General features: G+C 34.7%; 17 protein-coding genes and 3 pseudogenes. 1 reads left to right on the top strand and 19 read right to left on the bottom strand.

Annotation, left to right across the window (positions count from 1 at the left end; all coding sequences use genetic code 11):
- Nucleotides 1-8: 8 nt before the first annotated feature.
- The 3 genes and pseudogenes from JCM21714_RS00845 to safA all read right to left on the bottom strand — a co-directional run bounded on the left by JCM21714_RS00845 (nt 9) and on the right by safA (nt 2,106).
- On the bottom strand, nt 9-1,142 hold the full coding sequence (locus JCM21714_RS00845) for an aspartate kinase (RefSeq protein ID WP_369403410.1): 1,134 nt from the start codon (nt 1,140-1,142) through the stop codon (nt 9-11).
- A complete protein-coding gene (locus tag JCM21714_RS23415; protein WP_369403377.1) occupies nt 1,084-1,356 on the bottom strand; it encodes an amino acid kinase family protein in 273 nt (90 codons plus the stop codon). The genes JCM21714_RS00845 and JCM21714_RS23415 overlap by 59 nt, the downstream gene beginning before the upstream one ends.
- Nucleotides 1,357-1,554: 198 nt before the next feature.
- Nucleotides 1,555-2,106: pseudogene (gene safA / locus JCM21714_RS00840) on the bottom strand (SafA/ExsA family spore coat assembly protein).
- Nucleotides 2,107-2,283: 177 nt separating this feature from the next.
- On the opposite strand from safA, the gene JCM21714_RS00835 reads away from it, so the two are divergent.
- Complete coding sequence (locus JCM21714_RS00835) at nt 2,284-3,384, top strand: mechanosensitive ion channel family protein (protein ID WP_035720954.1); 1,101 nt, start codon at nt 2,284-2,286, stop codon at nt 3,382-3,384.
- A gap of 58 nt (nt 3,385-3,442) precedes the next feature.
- Here JCM21714_RS00835 and spo0A read toward each other — a convergent pair whose 3' ends face one another.
- From spo0A to accC, 16 genes and pseudogenes are all read right to left on the bottom strand, one after another.
- The gene (spo0A, locus tag JCM21714_RS24620; protein ID WP_439644441.1) at nt 3,443-3,868 is read right to left on the bottom strand and encodes a sporulation transcription factor Spo0A; all 426 of its coding nucleotides are present in this window, start codon (nt 3,866-3,868) and stop codon (nt 3,443-3,445) included.
- A gap of 32 nt (nt 3,869-3,900) precedes the next feature.
- Nucleotides 3,901-4,203 carry a response regulator gene (locus JCM21714_RS24615; protein ID WP_439644437.1) on the bottom strand — a complete coding sequence of 101 codons (303 nt, stop codon included), beginning with the start codon at nt 4,201-4,203 and terminating at the stop codon, nt 3,901-3,903.
- Between the two features lie 442 nt (nt 4,204-4,645).
- Nucleotides 4,646-5,952, bottom strand: a pseudogene (spoIVB, locus tag JCM21714_RS00825) (SpoIVB peptidase).
- A gap of 130 nt (nt 5,953-6,082) precedes the next feature.
- Nucleotides 6,083-7,804, bottom strand: a complete 1,722-nt coding sequence (gene recN / locus JCM21714_RS00820) for a DNA repair protein RecN (protein ID WP_035720952.1) — start codon at nt 7,802-7,804, stop codon at nt 6,083-6,085.
- Between the two features lie 18 nt (nt 7,805-7,822).
- Complete coding sequence (gene ahrC / locus JCM21714_RS00815) at nt 7,823-8,272, bottom strand: transcriptional regulator AhrC/ArgR (RefSeq protein ID WP_035721785.1); 450 nt, start codon at nt 8,270-8,272, stop codon at nt 7,823-7,825.
- 62 nt (nt 8,273-8,334) lie between these two features.
- Nucleotides 8,335-9,159, bottom strand: coding sequence for a TlyA family RNA methyltransferase (locus tag JCM21714_RS00810; RefSeq protein WP_035721783.1), 825 nt, complete (start codon nt 9,157-9,159; stop codon nt 8,335-8,337).
- A gap of 5 nt (nt 9,160-9,164) precedes the next feature.
- Nucleotides 9,165-11,068 (bottom strand): annotated as a pseudogene (gene dxs / locus JCM21714_RS00805) (1-deoxy-D-xylulose-5-phosphate synthase).
- Nucleotides 11,069-11,099: 31 nt separating this feature from the next.
- The gene (locus JCM21714_RS00800; RefSeq protein ID WP_035720950.1) at nt 11,100-11,678 is read right to left on the bottom strand and encodes a hypothetical protein; all 579 of its coding nucleotides are present in this window, start codon (nt 11,676-11,678) and stop codon (nt 11,100-11,102) included.
- A 694-nt stretch (nt 11,679-12,372) separates the two neighbouring features.
- The gene (locus tag JCM21714_RS00790; RefSeq protein WP_235182530.1) at nt 12,373-13,098 is read right to left on the bottom strand and encodes a polyprenyl synthetase family protein; all 726 of its coding nucleotides are present in this window, start codon (nt 13,096-13,098) and stop codon (nt 12,373-12,375) included.
- Entirely contained in the window at nt 13,070-13,261 is a 192-nt protein-coding gene (locus tag JCM21714_RS20650; protein ID WP_235182529.1) for a hypothetical protein, read from the bottom strand. The genes JCM21714_RS00790 and JCM21714_RS20650 overlap by 29 nt, the downstream gene beginning before the upstream one ends.
- The gene (xseB, locus tag JCM21714_RS00785) at nt 13,262-13,498 is read right to left on the bottom strand and encodes an exodeoxyribonuclease VII small subunit (protein WP_035720945.1); all 237 of its coding nucleotides are present in this window, start codon (nt 13,496-13,498) and stop codon (nt 13,262-13,264) included.
- Nucleotides 13,491-14,846, bottom strand: a complete 1,356-nt coding sequence (gene xseA, locus JCM21714_RS00780) for an exodeoxyribonuclease VII large subunit (RefSeq protein ID WP_035720942.1) — start codon at nt 14,844-14,846, stop codon at nt 13,491-13,493. The genes xseB and xseA overlap by 8 nt, the downstream gene beginning before the upstream one ends.
- 143 nt (nt 14,847-14,989) lie before the next feature.
- Nucleotides 14,990-15,850, bottom strand: a complete 861-nt coding sequence (gene folD / locus JCM21714_RS00775) for a bifunctional methylenetetrahydrofolate dehydrogenase/methenyltetrahydrofolate cyclohydrolase FolD (RefSeq protein ID WP_035720940.1) — start codon at nt 15,848-15,850, stop codon at nt 14,990-14,992.
- A 13-nt stretch (nt 15,851-15,863) separates the two neighbouring features.
- Complete coding sequence (nusB, locus tag JCM21714_RS00770) at nt 15,864-16,244, bottom strand: transcription antitermination factor NusB (protein ID WP_035720938.1); 381 nt, start codon at nt 16,242-16,244, stop codon at nt 15,864-15,866.
- A 218-nt stretch (nt 16,245-16,462) separates the two neighbouring features.
- Complete coding sequence (locus tag JCM21714_RS00765; protein WP_035720936.1) at nt 16,463-16,858, bottom strand: Asp23/Gls24 family envelope stress response protein; 396 nt, start codon at nt 16,856-16,858, stop codon at nt 16,463-16,465.
- 30 nt (nt 16,859-16,888) lie between these two features.
- On the bottom strand, nt 16,889-18,247 hold the full coding sequence (gene accC / locus JCM21714_RS00760) for an acetyl-CoA carboxylase biotin carboxylase subunit (RefSeq protein WP_035720933.1): 1,359 nt from the start codon (nt 18,245-18,247) through the stop codon (nt 16,889-16,891).
- Nucleotides 18,248-18,253 lie beyond the last annotated feature (6 nt).

The raw sequence follows: 18,253 nt of genomic DNA, 5'->3' as shown, positions 1-18,253 counted from the left end.
ATTTTAAATTATCCAAAAAAGATTTCGTATAAAGATTTTACTGCGTCATTTACTTTATCAGATTTAATACCGAACATCATAGAGACTTCAGACGAACCTTGGTTCATCATTTCGATGTTTACTTGTGCTTTATTAAAAGCATGCGTAGCTTTGTCAGCCAGACCAAGAGTGCTATCCATACCTTCTCCAACTACCATGATTAAGGCAAGGTCGCGTTCCACACTTACATAATCAGGGTCCAATTCCTCTTTGATACGTGCAATGATTCGTTCTTCTTTTTCTTTTGTTAGACTGGATTCACGGATAATCACTGAAATATCATCAATTCCTGATGGTGTATGCTCAAAAGAAATACCTTCATTTTCTAGAATCGTTAATAATTTTCTTCCGAAACCTAATTCTCTGTTCATTAAATATTTACTAACATAAATACTAATAAATCCAGTATCACTAGCAATGCCAACTACAGGATTTAATTGTGGTTCTTTTTTGGAAACAATAATGGTTCCAATTCCAGTTGGATTATTTGTATTTTTAATACAAACCGGGATGTTTGCCTTAAATGCTGGAATAAGAGCCTCATCATGAAACACAGAGAAACCTGCATAGGATAATTCCCGCATTTCTTTATACGTTAGTGTAGTTATTTCTTTTGGATTATCAACGATCGTTGGGTTCACACAAAAAACGGAATCTACATCTGTAAAGTTTTCATACAAATCAGCTTTTACGCCAGCTGCAACAATCGAACCGGTAATGTCAGATCCTCCACGTGAAAATGTGATTAATTTCCCAGACTTGGAATAACCAAAGAAACCTGGAATTACGACAATTTCTTCACGATCTCTTAATTTATAAAGATTTTTATAGCTTTCCTCTAATATTTGTGCACTTCCAGGTGTGTCGCTAACAACAATACCAGCATCTCTGGGATTAAGGTATGTAGCATTAAATCCTAAAGATTGTAAATAAGCATTCAATACTTTAGCTAATGAATCTTCGCCGGTTGCTTTTAAAGCATCCATTTTTAATTCGTTACTATCATTAGAAGCAAATATTGCATCGACACCAGCTCTAATTTCATCAATAACGTAATCGGATAACTCTAGTTTTGTCGTAATTTCCCGAAAACGATCTAAAATAGTTTCTAACTTTCCTTCGATAGGTTGCTTTTGGAAGTATGACTCCCCCTAGTTCAATCAATAAATCCGTAACTTTTACATCATCTGAAAATCTTTTTCCAGGCGCGGATACTACAATCACTTTTCGCTCCTTGTCATCTTTAATTATTTGTGCTACTTTCTGTAATTGTTCAGCATTCGCTACTGAACTTCCTCCAAATTTAGCTACTTTCATCTTTTAACCTCTCCAATAATTATTTTTATTCCATTAAAAATAGTATCATACTTTAAAGGAAATTGTTAAAGAAAAGTAACGTCTAAAGTTAAAAATACAGAAGAATTTAATCGCTTATCTTTATGGGATGTTTGATAACATAAAATTCTAAGATAAATCGATGCATATAAGGAGATAAGGTGTTTTTAATTTAATTTTCTACTTTAAGATAAACATTTGTGTCCAATAGTTCCCGTTTTCAACATACCCTACACCAATATGCGTTTAATTTTCATTTAATATATTTGCTCGATGTCCACTGGAATTCATCCAAGCTGGTACAACACTATACGACGTTTGTTGTCCTTTCGCAATGTTTTCTGCTGCAGATCGATAAGTAATTCCAAAGTCTCTCATCATATTAAATGGGGATCCAAATGTAGGACTTTAGTGACTAAAGTAATTATTGCTATTCATATCCTGAGATTTATATCTGGCTACACGTGACAATTGCCAGTCAGGTTTTAAAGGAGCCAGGCCATACTTTTCTCTTTCCTGGTTCGTATACTGGATCACCTGATGTTCAACTTTTTTAATTTCATCAATTGTTGGAATGGCCATCTTTTGGTTTGGATAAATTAAATCTGGGTTTTTAATTTGTTCATTTACTTCAATAATTTCTGATAAACCTACTTGATATTTTTTTGATATTCTCCAAAGACTTTCTCCTGGACGTACCGTATGTGTTGCAGCAAGTACAGAATCATTCACGGCGAGAAATAAAAAAAGTGATAAACAGCCTATTATTATTCTTTTCTAATGAAACACTTCTCTTTTCTTTTTATATAGATTTTGTTATTCACCCAAAATTATTCATGATAAATAGTTGGAAATAAAATAATATCGTGATAAAGTATCTATATAATTAAGAGGTTGGAGGTCTACCATTTGAATTGGAGATTTTGGGAGAGCATTACATACGAAGAGTATATACATATGGCCATAAGCTTAGGCATTATTTTATTTGCTTTTCTTTTTCGCAAACTATTTATTAAATACATATTTTACTTATTTTTAAGGCTGTCTAATAGTGGCAAAACAGAATTCTTGAATCATGCCTTAAAAGCCTTTGAGCAACCGTTAAGAGTATTATTTATGATCATAGGGATATACATTGCTGCAGGATATTTCCCATATATTAGTCAGGAAAATTCGCTATTCAAAAGTTTGATTCGCGTATCAGTCATTATAGTAATCACATGGTGGCTTTACAACTTGTCATCTAAAACATCCATTCTTTTTATGAAGATCAGTAAAAAAATCAATATTGATGTGGATCAAATATTAATTCCTTTCCTTTCGAAAGCAGTACGTGTCATTATTGTGGCGATTAGTTTAAGTATTATTGCACAAGAATTTAATTATAATGTTGGAGGCTTTGTAGCAGGTTTAGGATTAGGAGGACTAGCATTTGCCCTTGCTGCGCAGGAAGTTATTAAAAATCTTTTTGGTGGTGTAGTAATTATTACAGAAAAGCCCTTTTCAATAGGAAATTGGATTCAATCCCCCCCTAGTATAGAAGGTATCGTGGAAGATATAAATTTTCGCAGCACGATCATTCGTACTTTTGAAGATTCACTTGTCACTATACCGAATGCTACTTTATCTAATGAACCTATTATTAACTGGAGTGAAATGGGAAAACGCAGAATTTCCTTTACGCTCGGTGTAGAATATAACACAACAAAAAAACAATTAGAAATGGTGATAGATCAAATAAGAGAATATTTGAAAAGTAACCCTGATATTCATCCTGATATAATATTTGTCCGTTTTTCAGAATATAATGATAGCAGTTTAGATATTATGGTCTACTTTTTCACTAATACAACTATTTGGGAAGAGTATTTAGCAGTAAAAGAACAAGTAAATTTTAAGATAATGGAAATTCTTGATGAAGCAGATGTTTCTGTAGCATACCCATCCCGTTCCTTGTATATTGATCATGAGAAGCATGAATTAAAGAATGAAATTGATGAAAGTAAATAGTATGTAAACAATGCTTGCAAAATAAAAAACACATTTGCTTAAACAAATGTGTTTTTATTTAGCTTGCCCTATGTTCCAATCGTAATCTGTCAGCAACCATTGCAATAAACTCAGAATTTGTTGGTTTTGCTTTTGATACACTTACGGTATAACCAAATAATGAAGAGATCGAATCAATATTTCCTCTGCTCCATGCCACTTCAATGGCATGACGAATTGCTCGTTCAACTCTGGATGCCGTTGTATTAAATTTTGTAGCAATATCAGGATATAGAACCTTTGTAATGGAACCTAATAATTCTATATCGTTATACACCATTGTAATTGCTTCCCGTAAATACATATAACCCTTAATATGTGCAGGAACACCAATTTCATGAATAATATGTGTAATATTCGCTTCTAAATCGAGCTTCCTATTGTTATTGCTATTTGATCTTCTATCATTATGTACAGCAGTTTGAATACCGTGCACTTGTCTGATTTGTTCTGCAAGATGTTCTAAATCAAATGGTTTTAATATAAAATAAGACGCCCCCCTAAATCAACGGCTTTTTTTGTAACCTCCTCCTGTCCAAAAGCTGTCAACATAATAATATTGATATGCTTCGTCTTATCATTTTGTTTTAATTTAGATAACACAGCCAAACCATCTATATGAGGCATGATAATATCTAATACAATAACATCTGGAGCTAATTCCTCAACATTATCCATACATTCTTTTCCATTATATGCAATCCCTACTACTTCTATATCTTTTTGTTCTAATAGGTATTCTTCCATCAAATTAACCAGTTCACGATTATCATCTACCAATAATACTTCGTCTTCTCCACAAAAATTTCCTCCTTCAAATCAAGTGTTCACAATTTTGTTCTTACCTAACATTTTCGACAAAAGCATGAGAAATCCTTCTTTTTTACATCAAATATTTTATTTTTCTTTTAAAATTTGGAAATGTCGAATAATTTTTAATGTATTGTAACAAGATATGCTAATAACTGCAATTGGGAGTTTTTATTTTCTTTGCAAAGTTAGCTAAAGAGTATCGCTCCCCCCCGGAAAGCGAAATGAGCAAGCAGGAGCGGTTGTTACATGAAAGAATCCTTTCACATTGATTACTTTGATCCTTAATATGCCTCATGAGTTGCTGCGCAGTACCCACCTATCATATGTAAATAAAAAATCCGATCGATAAGAAAATTCGTAGCAGAATTCGAATCATCGTTCGGATTTCAATTTTTTTTAAAAATAAGAATTAACTAGCCTTTTTATTTTCCTGTTTATAAATATCAATTCCAGCTTCATCCAACATCCATTCAATATGAACCCCCCCGTAGCCACTTGTAGGGTCGTTTACGAATACATGTGTCACTGCACCAATAATTTTATCATTTTGTATGATTGGACTGCCACTCATACCTTGCACAATGCCACCAGTTTCTTCTAACAGTCGTTGATCTGTTATTTCTAATATAATCCCTTTAGTTGCTGGTGCAGATTGATTGATGCTGTTAACGATCTTCACATCGAAGGCTTCTATTTCTTCACCATTAATTACAGTTAAGATTTGTGCTGGACCTTCTTTTACTTGGCTGGGAAGAGCAATTGGCATTGGTTTTGACCATTTACCATTGCCCTTAACTAAGGCTTCTTTTAAAGTACCAAATATACCAAAAGGAGAATTTTTTGTAATGTCTCCTAATTGGACATCATCAATTATAAAGTCAGCTTTTTTCTCACCTGGAAGGCCATGCTCACCTTTCTTAATATCTGTAATCTGAGAACGTACAATTGAGCCATTATTAATTTCTACGGGTTTCCTTGTATCCATATCAGAAATAATATGACCTAACGCACCATATTTCTTAGTATTAGGATCAAAGAAAGTCATCGTACCAATTCCTGCTGCTGAGTCGCGAATATACAGACCGATCCGATAATCTTTTTCTTTAATATCATATGCTGGTTGTAATTGTGTAGAAATTTCTTCATTTCCTCTTTTTATTTTTACTTCTAATGGATCTTGGTTCTTGCCTGCTTCTATAACTAGTGGAGCAACTTCCTCCATTTTTGTAATTGCAGTATCATTAATGGACAAGATATTATCTCCAATTTGGATATTGGCTTCTTCACCTGGGGGGGAAATGGTCCCCCTCATCAGTTGACACTAGATGGTGTCCTACTACTAAGACCCCCCCTTGTGTGTGTAAATTTATTCCTATAGATTGACCACCTGATTATTCGGAAATCATCATATACTTCCAAATTCACTTTCTTGACAGGAAAATTTGCAACAGTATATGTCAGTTCATCATTACCGCTTTCCTCAAGAGAGTATTCCGATAAATCAGTTGCATGTTGAATTTTTCCTTGTTTCATCGAAGTAACTGCAATATCATCACTTAACTTTGGTAAATCAACGGTATCTGATTGTGAAAATGTCTTTATCTCTGATGGAATGGAAAGGTATATTTGAAATGGTGAATACCATGGTAGTACAAATAATGTGACAAGGAGTATTAATCCTATCGCTTTTCTAAAAAAACTTTCTTTCACTAACATCACCCTCCTTGTAATACAGACTGTTTTTTATCTGTATCATTAATTTGACCTTAAGGAGGGCTTTTTAAACCCGTTAAACTTAACAAAAACGGGCGAACTTTACCACTTTTAAAAATGAATAAATAAAATCCTATCTTTTTTTATGATTCATCTCGATTAATTCTTTGGCATGCGTCCTGGATGTGTCGGTTAATTCTGCACCAGTAATCATCTTACCGATCTCATCAATACGCTCTTCAAATGACAATTCTTTAATCGTTGTATGTGTGCGCTCTTTTTTTATGACTTTTTCAATTCTTAAATGAGTATCAGCTATGGATGCAACTTGTGGTAAATGCGTAATACATAACACCTGAGAACCAAAGGATATATTATATATCTTCTCAGCCATGGATTGAGCGACACGCCCACTAACACCAGTATCGACTTCATCAAAAATAACGCTCGTAATTCCTTGATGCTTTGAAAATATATTCTTCAAAGCCAGCATTATACGAGACATTTCTCCTCCTGAAGCAATTTTACCCAGTTCCTTTACAGGTTCACCCGGATTTGTAGAAATAAGGAATTTCACTTGATTAATACCATTTTTATGTGGTGAAACTTTAAATCCATCTAAAGATATCCCTTTTTCTGATTTAACATAATTAATATCTACCCGAAACTTGGTTTTTTCCAAATACAAATCGTTCAATTCTGATAAAACCGCTTTTTCTAATTTTTTTGCAGCTTTATTTCTAATGGTATGCAATTCTTTTGCTTCTATTAAAAGATCATTCGCCAAAGCGTTTAATGTAGCTGCTAAGTTTGACAAATGCTGATCACGGTTTTTTATTTCCTCTAATTCTTCTTCAATTTTAGCACTATAGGTCATTATTTCTTCAACGGATGTACCATACTTGCGTTTTAACTGATCAATTTCATTTAGTCTGGATTCGATAATTTCTATACGTGCTGGTTCATAATCCATTTGATCAAGATGGTGACGGATTTGATAGGATAACTCTTCTATAAGAAAATAGTGATTAACAAATTGTTCGTGCATACTTTGAATTTCTTTATTATGCTCTCCTGCCTCTTCTAAATTATTGGAAGCATGTGATAACCAATCTAACCCTTTTTGTTCTCCATGTAAAGCATTATAAGCATCATTAAGATTTTGATGTATGGTATGAAAATGATTTAATTCATTACGCTCATTTGTTAATAATACATCCTCTAGAGGTTGTAAATCGGCATTTTGAATTTCCTTTAATTGAAATTCAAATAAATCGATGCGCTGAGCCAGCTCTTGTTCATTTTTATTATTTGCTTCATACTTATTCTTTAATTGAAGCCACTGAGAATATAGTTTTTGATAATCTTTTTTAAAAGATGGATGTGTGGTTTCATGAAAATAATCCAATAATTCTATATGTTTTTCTTTATCCAATAAAGTTTGGGTTTCATGCTGACTATGTATATCCATAATGCTTTGGCCAATTTCTTTTAAAATGCCCAATGTAATCAGCTTTCCATTTAGACGACATATACTTTTTCCTGTATGAGAAATTGTTCGGTGTAACACAAGCATATGGTCTTCCATAATTTCTATTCCTAATTCCTCTGTTTTTTGATATATAGGATGTGTGGTATCGTCGATAATAAATAATCCTTCAAGTTCTGCTTTCTTTTCACCATGTCGAACAAACTCGACTGATCCTCTGCCGCCAATTAGTAATCCTAGTGCATCAATAATAATTGACTTTCCTGCACCAGTTTCCCCCCCAGTAAGTACTGTTAAGCCTTTTTGAAAATGGATGGATAGTTCATCAATAATTGCAAAATTTTTGATTGAGAATTCCGTTAGCATATGTAGCTCACCACCTTGTTAAAGCATCTTAAGAAATTTTTCTTTAATAGCTTCTGCTTCTTCTGTTGTTTTACAAATGATAAGAATTGTATCATCTCCACAAATACTTCCAACTATTTCTTCCCATCCGAGATTATCGATTAAAGCGCCCATTGCTTGCGCATTACCTGGCAAGGTTTTCATAACAATAAAGTGTGTTGCTATATCAATACTTATAAAAGCATCCATAATAAATCGACGTAATTTACTTAAAGGATTAAACTTCTGATCAGCAGGCAAGCTGTATTTATATCTGCCATCAGCTGTCGGAACTTTAACCAGATGTAATTCCTTTATGTCCCGTGATATCGTCGCCTGCGTGATACCATAACCTTGACTTCTTAGCTCCTCGACTAACTCATCTTGCGTTTCAATTTCGCTTTCTGTGATCAGTTCGCGAATTTTTATATGTCGTTGCGCTTTATTCATCGGACCTTCCTCCAGCAATTCTTTTTCATAGCAAAATGGACTACTATACATGTAGCCCAATCCTATGATTGATTTAATTCCTGATGTGACTCGTTTACGACTTCTTGAGCTAAATCATTGATGTTTAGTGGTTTACTGCTAATTTTGCCTTTGGTTAGCAGTGCTAAATACTCAATATTACCGTCTCCACCAGTTATTGGTGAAAACGTTAGATCGTTTATTTGAAATCCAATACTTTCTGAAAAGATTAAGATTTGATGTAATACATGTAAATGGACATTAGGATCACGGACGATACCTTTTTTTCCTACTTGATCTTTCCCAGCTTCAAATTGAGGTTTTATTAAGATAACAACTTGGCTGTTTTCACCTAATAAATCAAATAGAGGTGGCAAGATTAATTTTAAAGAAATAAACGAAACGTCTACACTTGCAAAATTAGGTATTTCCTTTGTTAACATATCAGGAGTTACGTAACGAAAATTAGTTCTCTCCATTACGACCACTCTTGGATCATTGCGTAGCTTCCAAGCCAGCTGATTATAACCTACATCTATCGCATAACTCATTTTCACACCATTTTGAAGGGCACAGTCTGTAAATCCTCCTGTAGAAGAACCTACATCAACCATTACTTTACCGCTTATATCCAGACGGAAATAATTTAGAGCTTTTTCTAACTTTAAACCACCACGCCCAACATAAGGCATAGCTTTTCCTTTTATATCTATTGTTATATCATTGTTTACTTTTGTACCAGGCTTATCTAATCTCTGCCCATCAGAAAAAACCAAGCCAGCCATAATGGTCCTTTTTGCTTTTTCGCGAGATTCACTTAATCCCCCCCTGTCAAAAATAAGTTGATCCAATCTGATTTTCTTACCCATCTCTATCATGCCCTTTTTTGCTTATCATTACTTGAAAGTAGTAGTTGATTTATTTCTGTGATAATTTGATCTTTTGTTAAATTTATTTCTTCTAATAATTGATCTACTTCACCTTGTTCGATATAACGGTCCGGAATACCCATTCTTTTAATATATGGGTGATAATTGTTTTCTTCTGCAAATTCTAATACAGCACTCCCAAAACCGCCTTTTAGGACTGCTTCCTCTAAAGTAAGTATAGGAATATTTTTCTGCATTCTTTCGTGCAAAATTGTCTCATCCAATGGTTTTATGAAACGTGCATTGATCACTTCTACATGGATTCCTTGTTTCTGTAAATTTTCACTTGCAGCAAGTGCCATTTCGATTGTCGTACCAAAAGTTAAAATTACTGCGTCGGCACCTTTTTTAAGGACCTCCCATTTTCCAATAGGAATAGTCGATAAAGAAGCATCCATCGGAACACCAAGTCCATTTCCTCTGGGAAATCTTACAGCAATTGGACCACTATCATAGTTAGTCGCGGTGTAAACCATATGTTGACATTCATTTTCATCCTTTGGCATCATGATAACCATATTTGGTAAATGCCGTAAAAAGGCAATGTCAAAAACACCTTGGTGTGTCTCCCCCCCATCAGCTCCTACCAGACCAGCGCGATCAATACCAAATGCAACATTCAGATTTTGACGACATACATCATGTACAAGTTGATCATATGCACGCTGTAAAAATGTAGAATAAATCACTAAAAATGGTTTCATACCCTGTGTTGCAAGACCGGCAGACATGGTTGTTGCGTGTTGCTCAGCAATCCCCACATCAAACAGACGTTCCGGAAATCTTTCTTGAAATTTTTCTAATTTAGATCCGAGAATCATAGCTGGTGTAATAACCGCTAATCGATCGTCAGTCGCGGCAATTGTTTCGAGAGTATCACTAACAACTTGGCTCCAGGCCGGAGCAGTATTGACTGGTTTTATTTTCTCCCCCCAGAATCAATTTTATACGGACCAACACCATGCCATTTATCTTTTTCATCCATTTCAGCTGGTTTGTATCCTTTTCCTTTCTGCGTGATAACATGAATAAGAACAGGTCCTTCTGTTTTTTTAGCATATGCAATATGTTTTTCTAAATCTCTGAAGTCATGTCCATCCACTGGTCCAAAGTAAGTGAACCCAAATTCCTCGAATAGCATACCAGGTACCATAAAATATTTCATGCTATCCTTAACACGTTCTGCCGTTTGAGCAATTTTACCACCTACAGCAGGAATTCGTTTCAATAATACTTCAAGCTCGTCTTTTACTCGATTATATTTTCCAGCACTTCTCATTCTGCCTAATGCATTATGTAAAGCACCTACATTTCCAGCAATCGACATCTCATTATCATTCAAAATAACAGTTAAATTCTTTTTTTCATGTCCAATATGGTTTAAGGCTTCCAGAGCCATTCCACCAGTAAGGGCTCCATCTCCAATAATTGGTACGACGAAATTTTTTTCCTTCTTCATATCTCGTGCTATAGCCATTCCCATTGCAGCAGATAACGAAGTTGAACTATGGCCTGTTTCCCATACATCGTGTTCACTTTCGTTCATTTTAGGAAACCCACAAAGTCCTTTAAATTGTCTTAATGTATCAAATTGATCTGTTCGCCCTGTTAACATTTTGTGAATATAAGATTGATGTCCTACATCAAAAATCAATTTGTCCTTAGGGCTGTTAAATTGTTTGTGTAAAGCAAGAGTCAATTCAACTACACCTAAGTTCGCTCCTAAATGTCCGCCTGTTACGGAAAGCTTATTAATTAAAAATTGACGGATCTCAGCTGCTAATATTTCTAATTCTTCTGTATTTAATTCTTTTAAAAATTTTGGATTTTTCATCTTGGTTAGATCCATAAAGGAATCCTCCCTATCTATTTTAAAGATTCTATTTATTTGATAATACTTTTATTTTAAATTTTCTTTCTAAAAATGCAATTATTTTACCGACCATAAAGATAATTTTTGTGGAGGAGCGAATTGCTATGAACTTTCCAAATGCTTTCCCACCGACTGTTATCGCCGCAACTAAACTGGTTAAAATAACAGCTAGTGTTATATGAAAGGTAGTCCCATCTTCATATCCAAATCCTGTTGCAATTTGTAATACAACAATCGCGGAAGCAGTTCCACTTATTATACCAGAAATATCGCCGATTACGTCATTACAAAAGCTGGCAAAACGATCAGCATTTCTAATAATTAAAATCGCCTGTTTGGAACCGCTTACCTTCTCTGCTGCCATTGCATGAAACGGTACTTCATCAGCAGCTGTTGCAGCTATTCCTAACATATCAAAAAATACCCCGATTAGGACAATGATAAACACGATGAATAAACCTATAATCGGTAATACTCCGCTTAATATGGAAGAAGATACTATTGAAAAAATAGCCGCTAACACAAACGTGATAACGGCAATGCTTAAACTAAATTTTATCGACTTTTGTAATTGTTGTTTATTCATCCTTGGCAACCTCGTTACTTCATCACATTATGTATAGTAGCTGGAATGGTCACTTAAAAGGTTAAAACTACGGCTTAGGTCCAGTAGGTTTTCCCAATCAGATACCAACTGTTGCCAGATTGGCGGTTACCCTTTAAATCTGACTTAGTGCAGTCACCTGACACTAGACTGGATTACCACTTAGTCCGTACTATAATCCCTTTCAAATGTCACATAGGAACAGTCTAGGAGATTTCCTCAACAATCTTAAACCGTTTCTTAGCCTCTTTTGCAGTACGAATTTCATATAGAAAAAAATATTCGATCAAGTGGCCATCAAGTTCGAACACTCTCTTACCTATAATCCCTTCGTACCACTCAAGGCAGGCTACGCTACGAATAAGGATCCCCCCCTCCTTATTACGCAGGTTCATACCCCAGTCCATGCTCAATCCTTGGCTAAGTATTGAACACAGAGATGGGCCTCCGCGGAAAGAGGGTCTACGCCCACATGCCTTTGCGGATCGCCCTCAAACCTTAACTCCCAGCATCAACCCAAGGCTGGGCGCCTCAAGCCAACACAAGGAACTTCATCGATATGCCCTTTGGCGGATTTTTAGCCCCGCCTTCAGAAACGGGGGGGGACTGACTAGAATACTGCACCATTCCATTTACTTACATTAAATATAACATATTTATTATATTTTCTCAATCATTATTGATTGCGTTCACTTAAGTATCGAGTTATATCTGCTAATACAGTATTTTTTAAACCAACAATCTCTATACATTTCATTGCTTCTTCTAAATATTTTTCCTTATAAATTTTTGCTCCTTCAAGCCCAAGAATACTTGGATAGGTACTTTTATCATTTTCTGAATCACTTCCCACTTTTTTACCGATAACTTCTTCGTCTCCTTCCACATCAAGAATATCATCTTGAATTTGAAATATTATACCTAAATACTCTCCTAGACTTTTTAAAGTTTGCAGTTTGTTTGAAGGTAAGCCAGCTATATAACCACCTATTTCCACAGCAAAAGAGATTAATCGCCCCCCCGTTTTTAAATGATGGATATGTTCTAATTCAAGAATAGAAATCGATTTCTTTTCTGCTTCCATGTCTAGTAGTTGTCCAGCAACCATTCCTTCTAATCCACTAGCAGTTGTTAGTTTTGAGATAATATGTACCTTTTCTTCAGCTGAATATAAAGGTGAAGTACTGATGGCATGAAAACTATTAGTTAATAATCCATCTCCTGCCAATATAGCAGTCGCTTCTCCAAATTTTTTATGATTTGTTAGTTTGCCTCGACGATATGAATCATCATCCATTGCAGGCAAATCATCATGTATTAAGGAATAAGTATGTATCATTTCAAGTGCTATAGCTGCTGGATAAACATGTTCTTCATTTCCTCCAAGTTCTGCACACGTCAACCTCATTAAAAGCGGACGCAGTCTTTTCCCCCCCTGCATTTATCGAATAGAGTACAGCTTCCTTTAAATAAGCTGGCATATTTAACTGCTGTAGATATTCTTTTAGTACTTTATCAAATGCAGCTTGTTCTTTTTTTAGTAATATTTGAAATGAATCCTTCATTTATTTATCCTCCTGGATTTCAAAACTTTCCTGTTTATTCTCATCTGTAAGAATTGTTTTTATTTGTTTATCAGCTTTGGCCAGTTTATCATGGCATATTTTAGATAATTTAGAACCTTTCGCATAATACTCCATTGCTTTTTCTAAAGGAACTTCGCCTTCTTCCATTTTATTCACAATTTCCTCTAACTGTTCAAGTGCCTCTTCAAAAGATAACTCATTTTTCTTTTCATTCATTTGGATCTTCCTCTCTAATTTGATCAATTGTGCATTCTAAACTTCCATCTGATAACCTGACTATTATTGATGAATCTATTTTGGTATCCTTCACACTTTTCAATATCGATTTATTTTCTTGATAAGTAATCGAATAACCTCTACTCATTATTCTTGTAGGATTTAATAGATCAAGTTGAGAGAGCATTTTAGTGAATTCCTTTCTTTTATTATTCATTTGCTGTATATTAGCTCTCCCCAATCGCTTCATCAATTGGTAAATCTCCTCTTCATTTTTTTCTATCTGATTCATCGGATTAAAGTGGTGGAAATGTTGATGAAGGAAGCTATACTGTTCTTTTTTAGTGGTGATTATATATTGCATCTGTTTGGATAACTTATCTAGTACCCCCCCATCAAATCGTTGTTCTTTCTCTTCCACTAAACGTTCTGGATATTTAAACACATACGAATTTTCGAGAGAAATCAGCTTTTCACGTGCTCGTTCCATTCGATACAGAAGTCGATTCGATAAGAATTTATCCAACTTTTGAATGGTTTCCAGCAATTCAATTTTAGATGGTACAGCTAACTCTGCAGCTGCTGTTGGAGTTGGTGCTCTTAGATCTGACACCATATCACTAATAGTAATATCTGTTTCGTGTCCTACAGCTGAAATAATCGGTATTTCTGATTTAAAAATAGCTCTTGCTACTGCTTCTTCATTAAAACTCCAAAGTTCTTCTAACGATCCGCCGCCACGCCCCAAAATAATTAAATCGATGGATTTCATCTGATTTGCTTTTGATATGCCATCGACGATAGAATTAATCGCCTGTTTACCTTGCACAAGTACTGGAATAATTAGAATCTCAACGATCGAATACCTTCTTTCTATCGTCGAGATAATATCACGAATTGCCGCACCTGTTGGAGAAGTTAAAACAGCAATTTTATTAGGGTATTTTGGTATGCTTTTTTTATATTCCTGATCAAAAAGACCTTCTAAAGATAATTTTTCTTTTAATTGCTCAAATGCTAAATGTAATGCACCAACACCATCGGGTTGCATTTCTTGTATATACAGTTGATATTGACCTTGTGATTCAAAGACACTTATATTACCTGATAATAATATTTTCATACCATTTTCAGGACGAAAGCGAAGAGATTGATTTTGACTTTGAAACATTACCGCGCGAATACTTGCGTTATTATCTTTTATGGTCATATACATATGACCTCTCGAATGATGTTTAAAATTCGAAATTTCACCTTTGAGCCATATCTGATTTAAATGTTGATCCACATCAAATTTCTTCTTAATATATTTGGTTAAAGCAGTTACAGATAAATATTTATCTTCCACAAAACCATCCTTTCTCAGTTATAGCTCGTTCATGCATCTATCAATTCTGATTTCTATATAAAAGGTCATTCTGATGAAAAAGAATGACCTTTAAATTCTATCTTATATAATTTATAAATATTCCTCAAGTTGAAATGGTTTATTTAGGCTAAACCATTGATTTTCTTAGCAGACTTGATCGTATTATGCATCAGCATCGTAATCGTCATTGGTCCTACTCCCTTTGGAACAGGAGTGATATAACTTGCTTTTTCTTTTGCAGAATCAAAATCTACATCGCCTGTTAATGATCCATCTTCAATTCGATTGACACCTACGTCGATGACGATTGCTCCTTCTTTAATATGATCCCCCCCATTGATAAAATTCGCTTTTCCAACAGCAACAATTAATATATCAGCAGATTCTATGTATTTTTCCATTTCCTTCGTTCTTGAATGACAATAAGTTACCGTAGCATTCTCATTTAGCAATAGTTGACCTACAGGTTTCCCAACAATATTACTTCTGCCAATTATTACAGCGTGTTTGCCTTCTAACGAAATATTTTTAGACTTCATCATTTGGATAATCCCATACGGTGTGCATGGAAAAAACGTATCCTTTCCAGTCATCATTCGACCAATATTAATAGGATGAAAACCATCTACATCTTTTTCTGGAGAGATTGCTTCAATGACAACTTGCTCTTCGATATGACTTGGTAAGGGTAATTGAACCAAAATTCCATGCACAGATTCTTTTTCATTAAGTTCATTTATTAGAGATAATAATTGGGCTTGTGTGGTGGTATCCGGTAATTCAATTAATTCTGAATCTACACCCACATAATCTGATGCTTTCTGTTTACCTTTCACATACGATTTAGAAGCGGGATCATCACCTATTAATACGACTGTTAATCCGGGTATTATTCCTTTATTTCGAAGTTCCGTTACTTCCTTTTTCATTTCATCTCGTAATGATTGGGCTAGCTCATTTCCATAAATAACTTCTGCTGACACAAAAACTCCCCCTTTATTTAACCATTTTTGATAATACACCATTAATAAATTTACCTGATTTCTCGTCCCCAAAAACATGGGCAATTTCTATAGCTTCATTTATTATTACACTTTCAGGTGCATCTTTTAAATAAAATAATTCATACGCAGCAATTCTAAGTAAGGTTTTTTCCACAATGGCAAGTCTTGCCATTGACCACTTTTCTAAATTACTTGCTATCTTTTCATCGATATGTTGTTGATTTTCAGCAACACCTTTTACAATCTTTAATAAGAATGTATCGCGCTCTTCCCCGTTCAATGTGTGCTCTAAAGTTGTTTCAATATTATATTCTTCCGTATCTAGAGAAAATAAAATCTGTAATGCTTTCTCACGTGCAATTCTTCTTTTCATTAACTTTTCCTACTCCTTATCACGATCATATTGTTCATCTTCACATAATATCATGTTATAAAAATTATTACCATAAAATCATATAATCTTACATCGGAAAATCATGAGAAGAGGAACAATGTTATATATTCTCAAGTTAAATAAACGTAAAAAGCCCATGCAGTTTTTTTACTGCAGGACTTTAATTCCAAATTTATGCTGTTTTTTTTATAAAAATTTTATTCCATTTTCTCATCAGTTGAATGCTCCATTTGCACACCAACTATATGGATATTAATCTCTTTTATCTGGATCGCTGTCATATTTTCGATTGCTTGCCTAACATTGAACTGGATTTTTTCCGCTAATCTTGGAACTGAGTGACCATAATCAACAACAATATAAATATCAATAAAAACAGCTTCTTCACTTAATTCCACTTTTATTCCCTTACCGTGCGACGCTTTCTTTCCAAAACGTTCAGCAACGTCTGACGCAAAGTTTCCTCTCATACTATATACACCAGGGATTTCTGCTGTAGCAATACCAGCGATAACTTCTAATACATCTGGCGCTATTTCCACTTTTCCTAAGGATGTAGATTCTCCTACGTTAAGTAGTTGGTTTTCAGCCATGATGAAGCCCCCCCTTTAATTATGATAATCTTACTCTTTATCCATTATACTATACTTTTCTAAAAATCCCGTATTAAAATCACCTTCAACAAAAACTGGGTGGATCATCATACGTTGATGAAAAGGAATTGTCGTATAAATGCCTTCTATAATATACTCGTCAAGTGCTCGTTTCATTCGATCTACTGCTTCTTTTCTTGTCTTACCATATGTGATTAATTTTGCAATCATGGAATCATAATAAGGTGGTATTTGATATCCTGGATATACTGCTGAGTCAAGTCTTACACCTAAGCCGCCTGGTGGAAGATACATTTCTATTTTACCTGGTGATGGCATAAAGTCTTTGCTAGGATTCTCAGCATTAATACGACACTCCATTGCCCATCCTTTAAAAGAGATATCTTCTTGTTTATATCTTAGCTTTTCATTATTTGCGATATAAAGTTGTTCTTTAACTATATCCACCCCCCCGGTTACCATCTCCGTAACTGGATGTTCTACTTGAATACGCGTATTCATCTCCATAAAATAAAATGTATTTTCCTGTTTATCAAAAATGAATTCGATTGTGCCTGCTCCAGAGTAATTAACTGCTTTTGCTGCTTTTACCGCAGCTTCACCCATTTTCGCTCTCATATCCTCAGTAATAGCTGGTGACGGCGTTTCTTCTATTAATTTTTGAAGTCTTCGTTGAATCGTGCAGTCACGCTCACCAAGGTGAATGGTATTGCCGTGATTGTCCGCTAAGACTTGTATTTCAACATGACGAAAATCTTCAATAAATTTCTCTAAGTATACACCTGGATTACCAAAGGCTTTTTCTGCTTCATTTTGAGTAACTCGAATACCTTTCTTTAATTCTTGTTCAGACCTGGCCACGCGAATACCTTTTCCACCACCACCAGCTGTAGCCTTAATAATGACCGGAAATCCGATTTCCTTTGCTACCTTCAGTCCTTCTTCTTCATCTTTAATAATGCCATTCGAACCTGGAACAACAGGAACACCTGCTTGTTTCATCGTTTCTCTTGCAACATCTTTAGTACCCATTTTTTGAATAGCATAAGCACTTGGACCAACGAACGTAATGTTACATGCAACACATATTTCTGCAAAATCAGCATTTTCTGAAAGGAATCCATATCCAGGATGTATCGCATCAGATTCAGTCAAAGTTGCTACACTCATTATATTAGTAAAATTTAAATAGCTATCTGAACTCAATTTAGGCCCTATACAATATGCTTCGTCTGCTAACTGAACATGTAAGGCTTCACTATCTGCTTCTGAGTATACTGCGACCGTTTCAATTCCCATTTCTTTAGCAGATCGGATAATTCGAACTGCAATTTCTCCACGGTTAGCAATTAAAAGTTTCTTAATCACAATGTC

Origin of the sequence: Gracilibacillus boraciitolerans JCM 21714 (assembly GCF_000521485.1) — a bacterium.
GTDB lineage: Bacteria > Bacillota > Bacilli > Bacillales > Amphibacillaceae > Gracilibacillus > Gracilibacillus boraciitolerans.
Note: the sequence above shows the minus strand (reverse complement) of the source record. Positions and strands in the feature narration are given on the sequence as shown.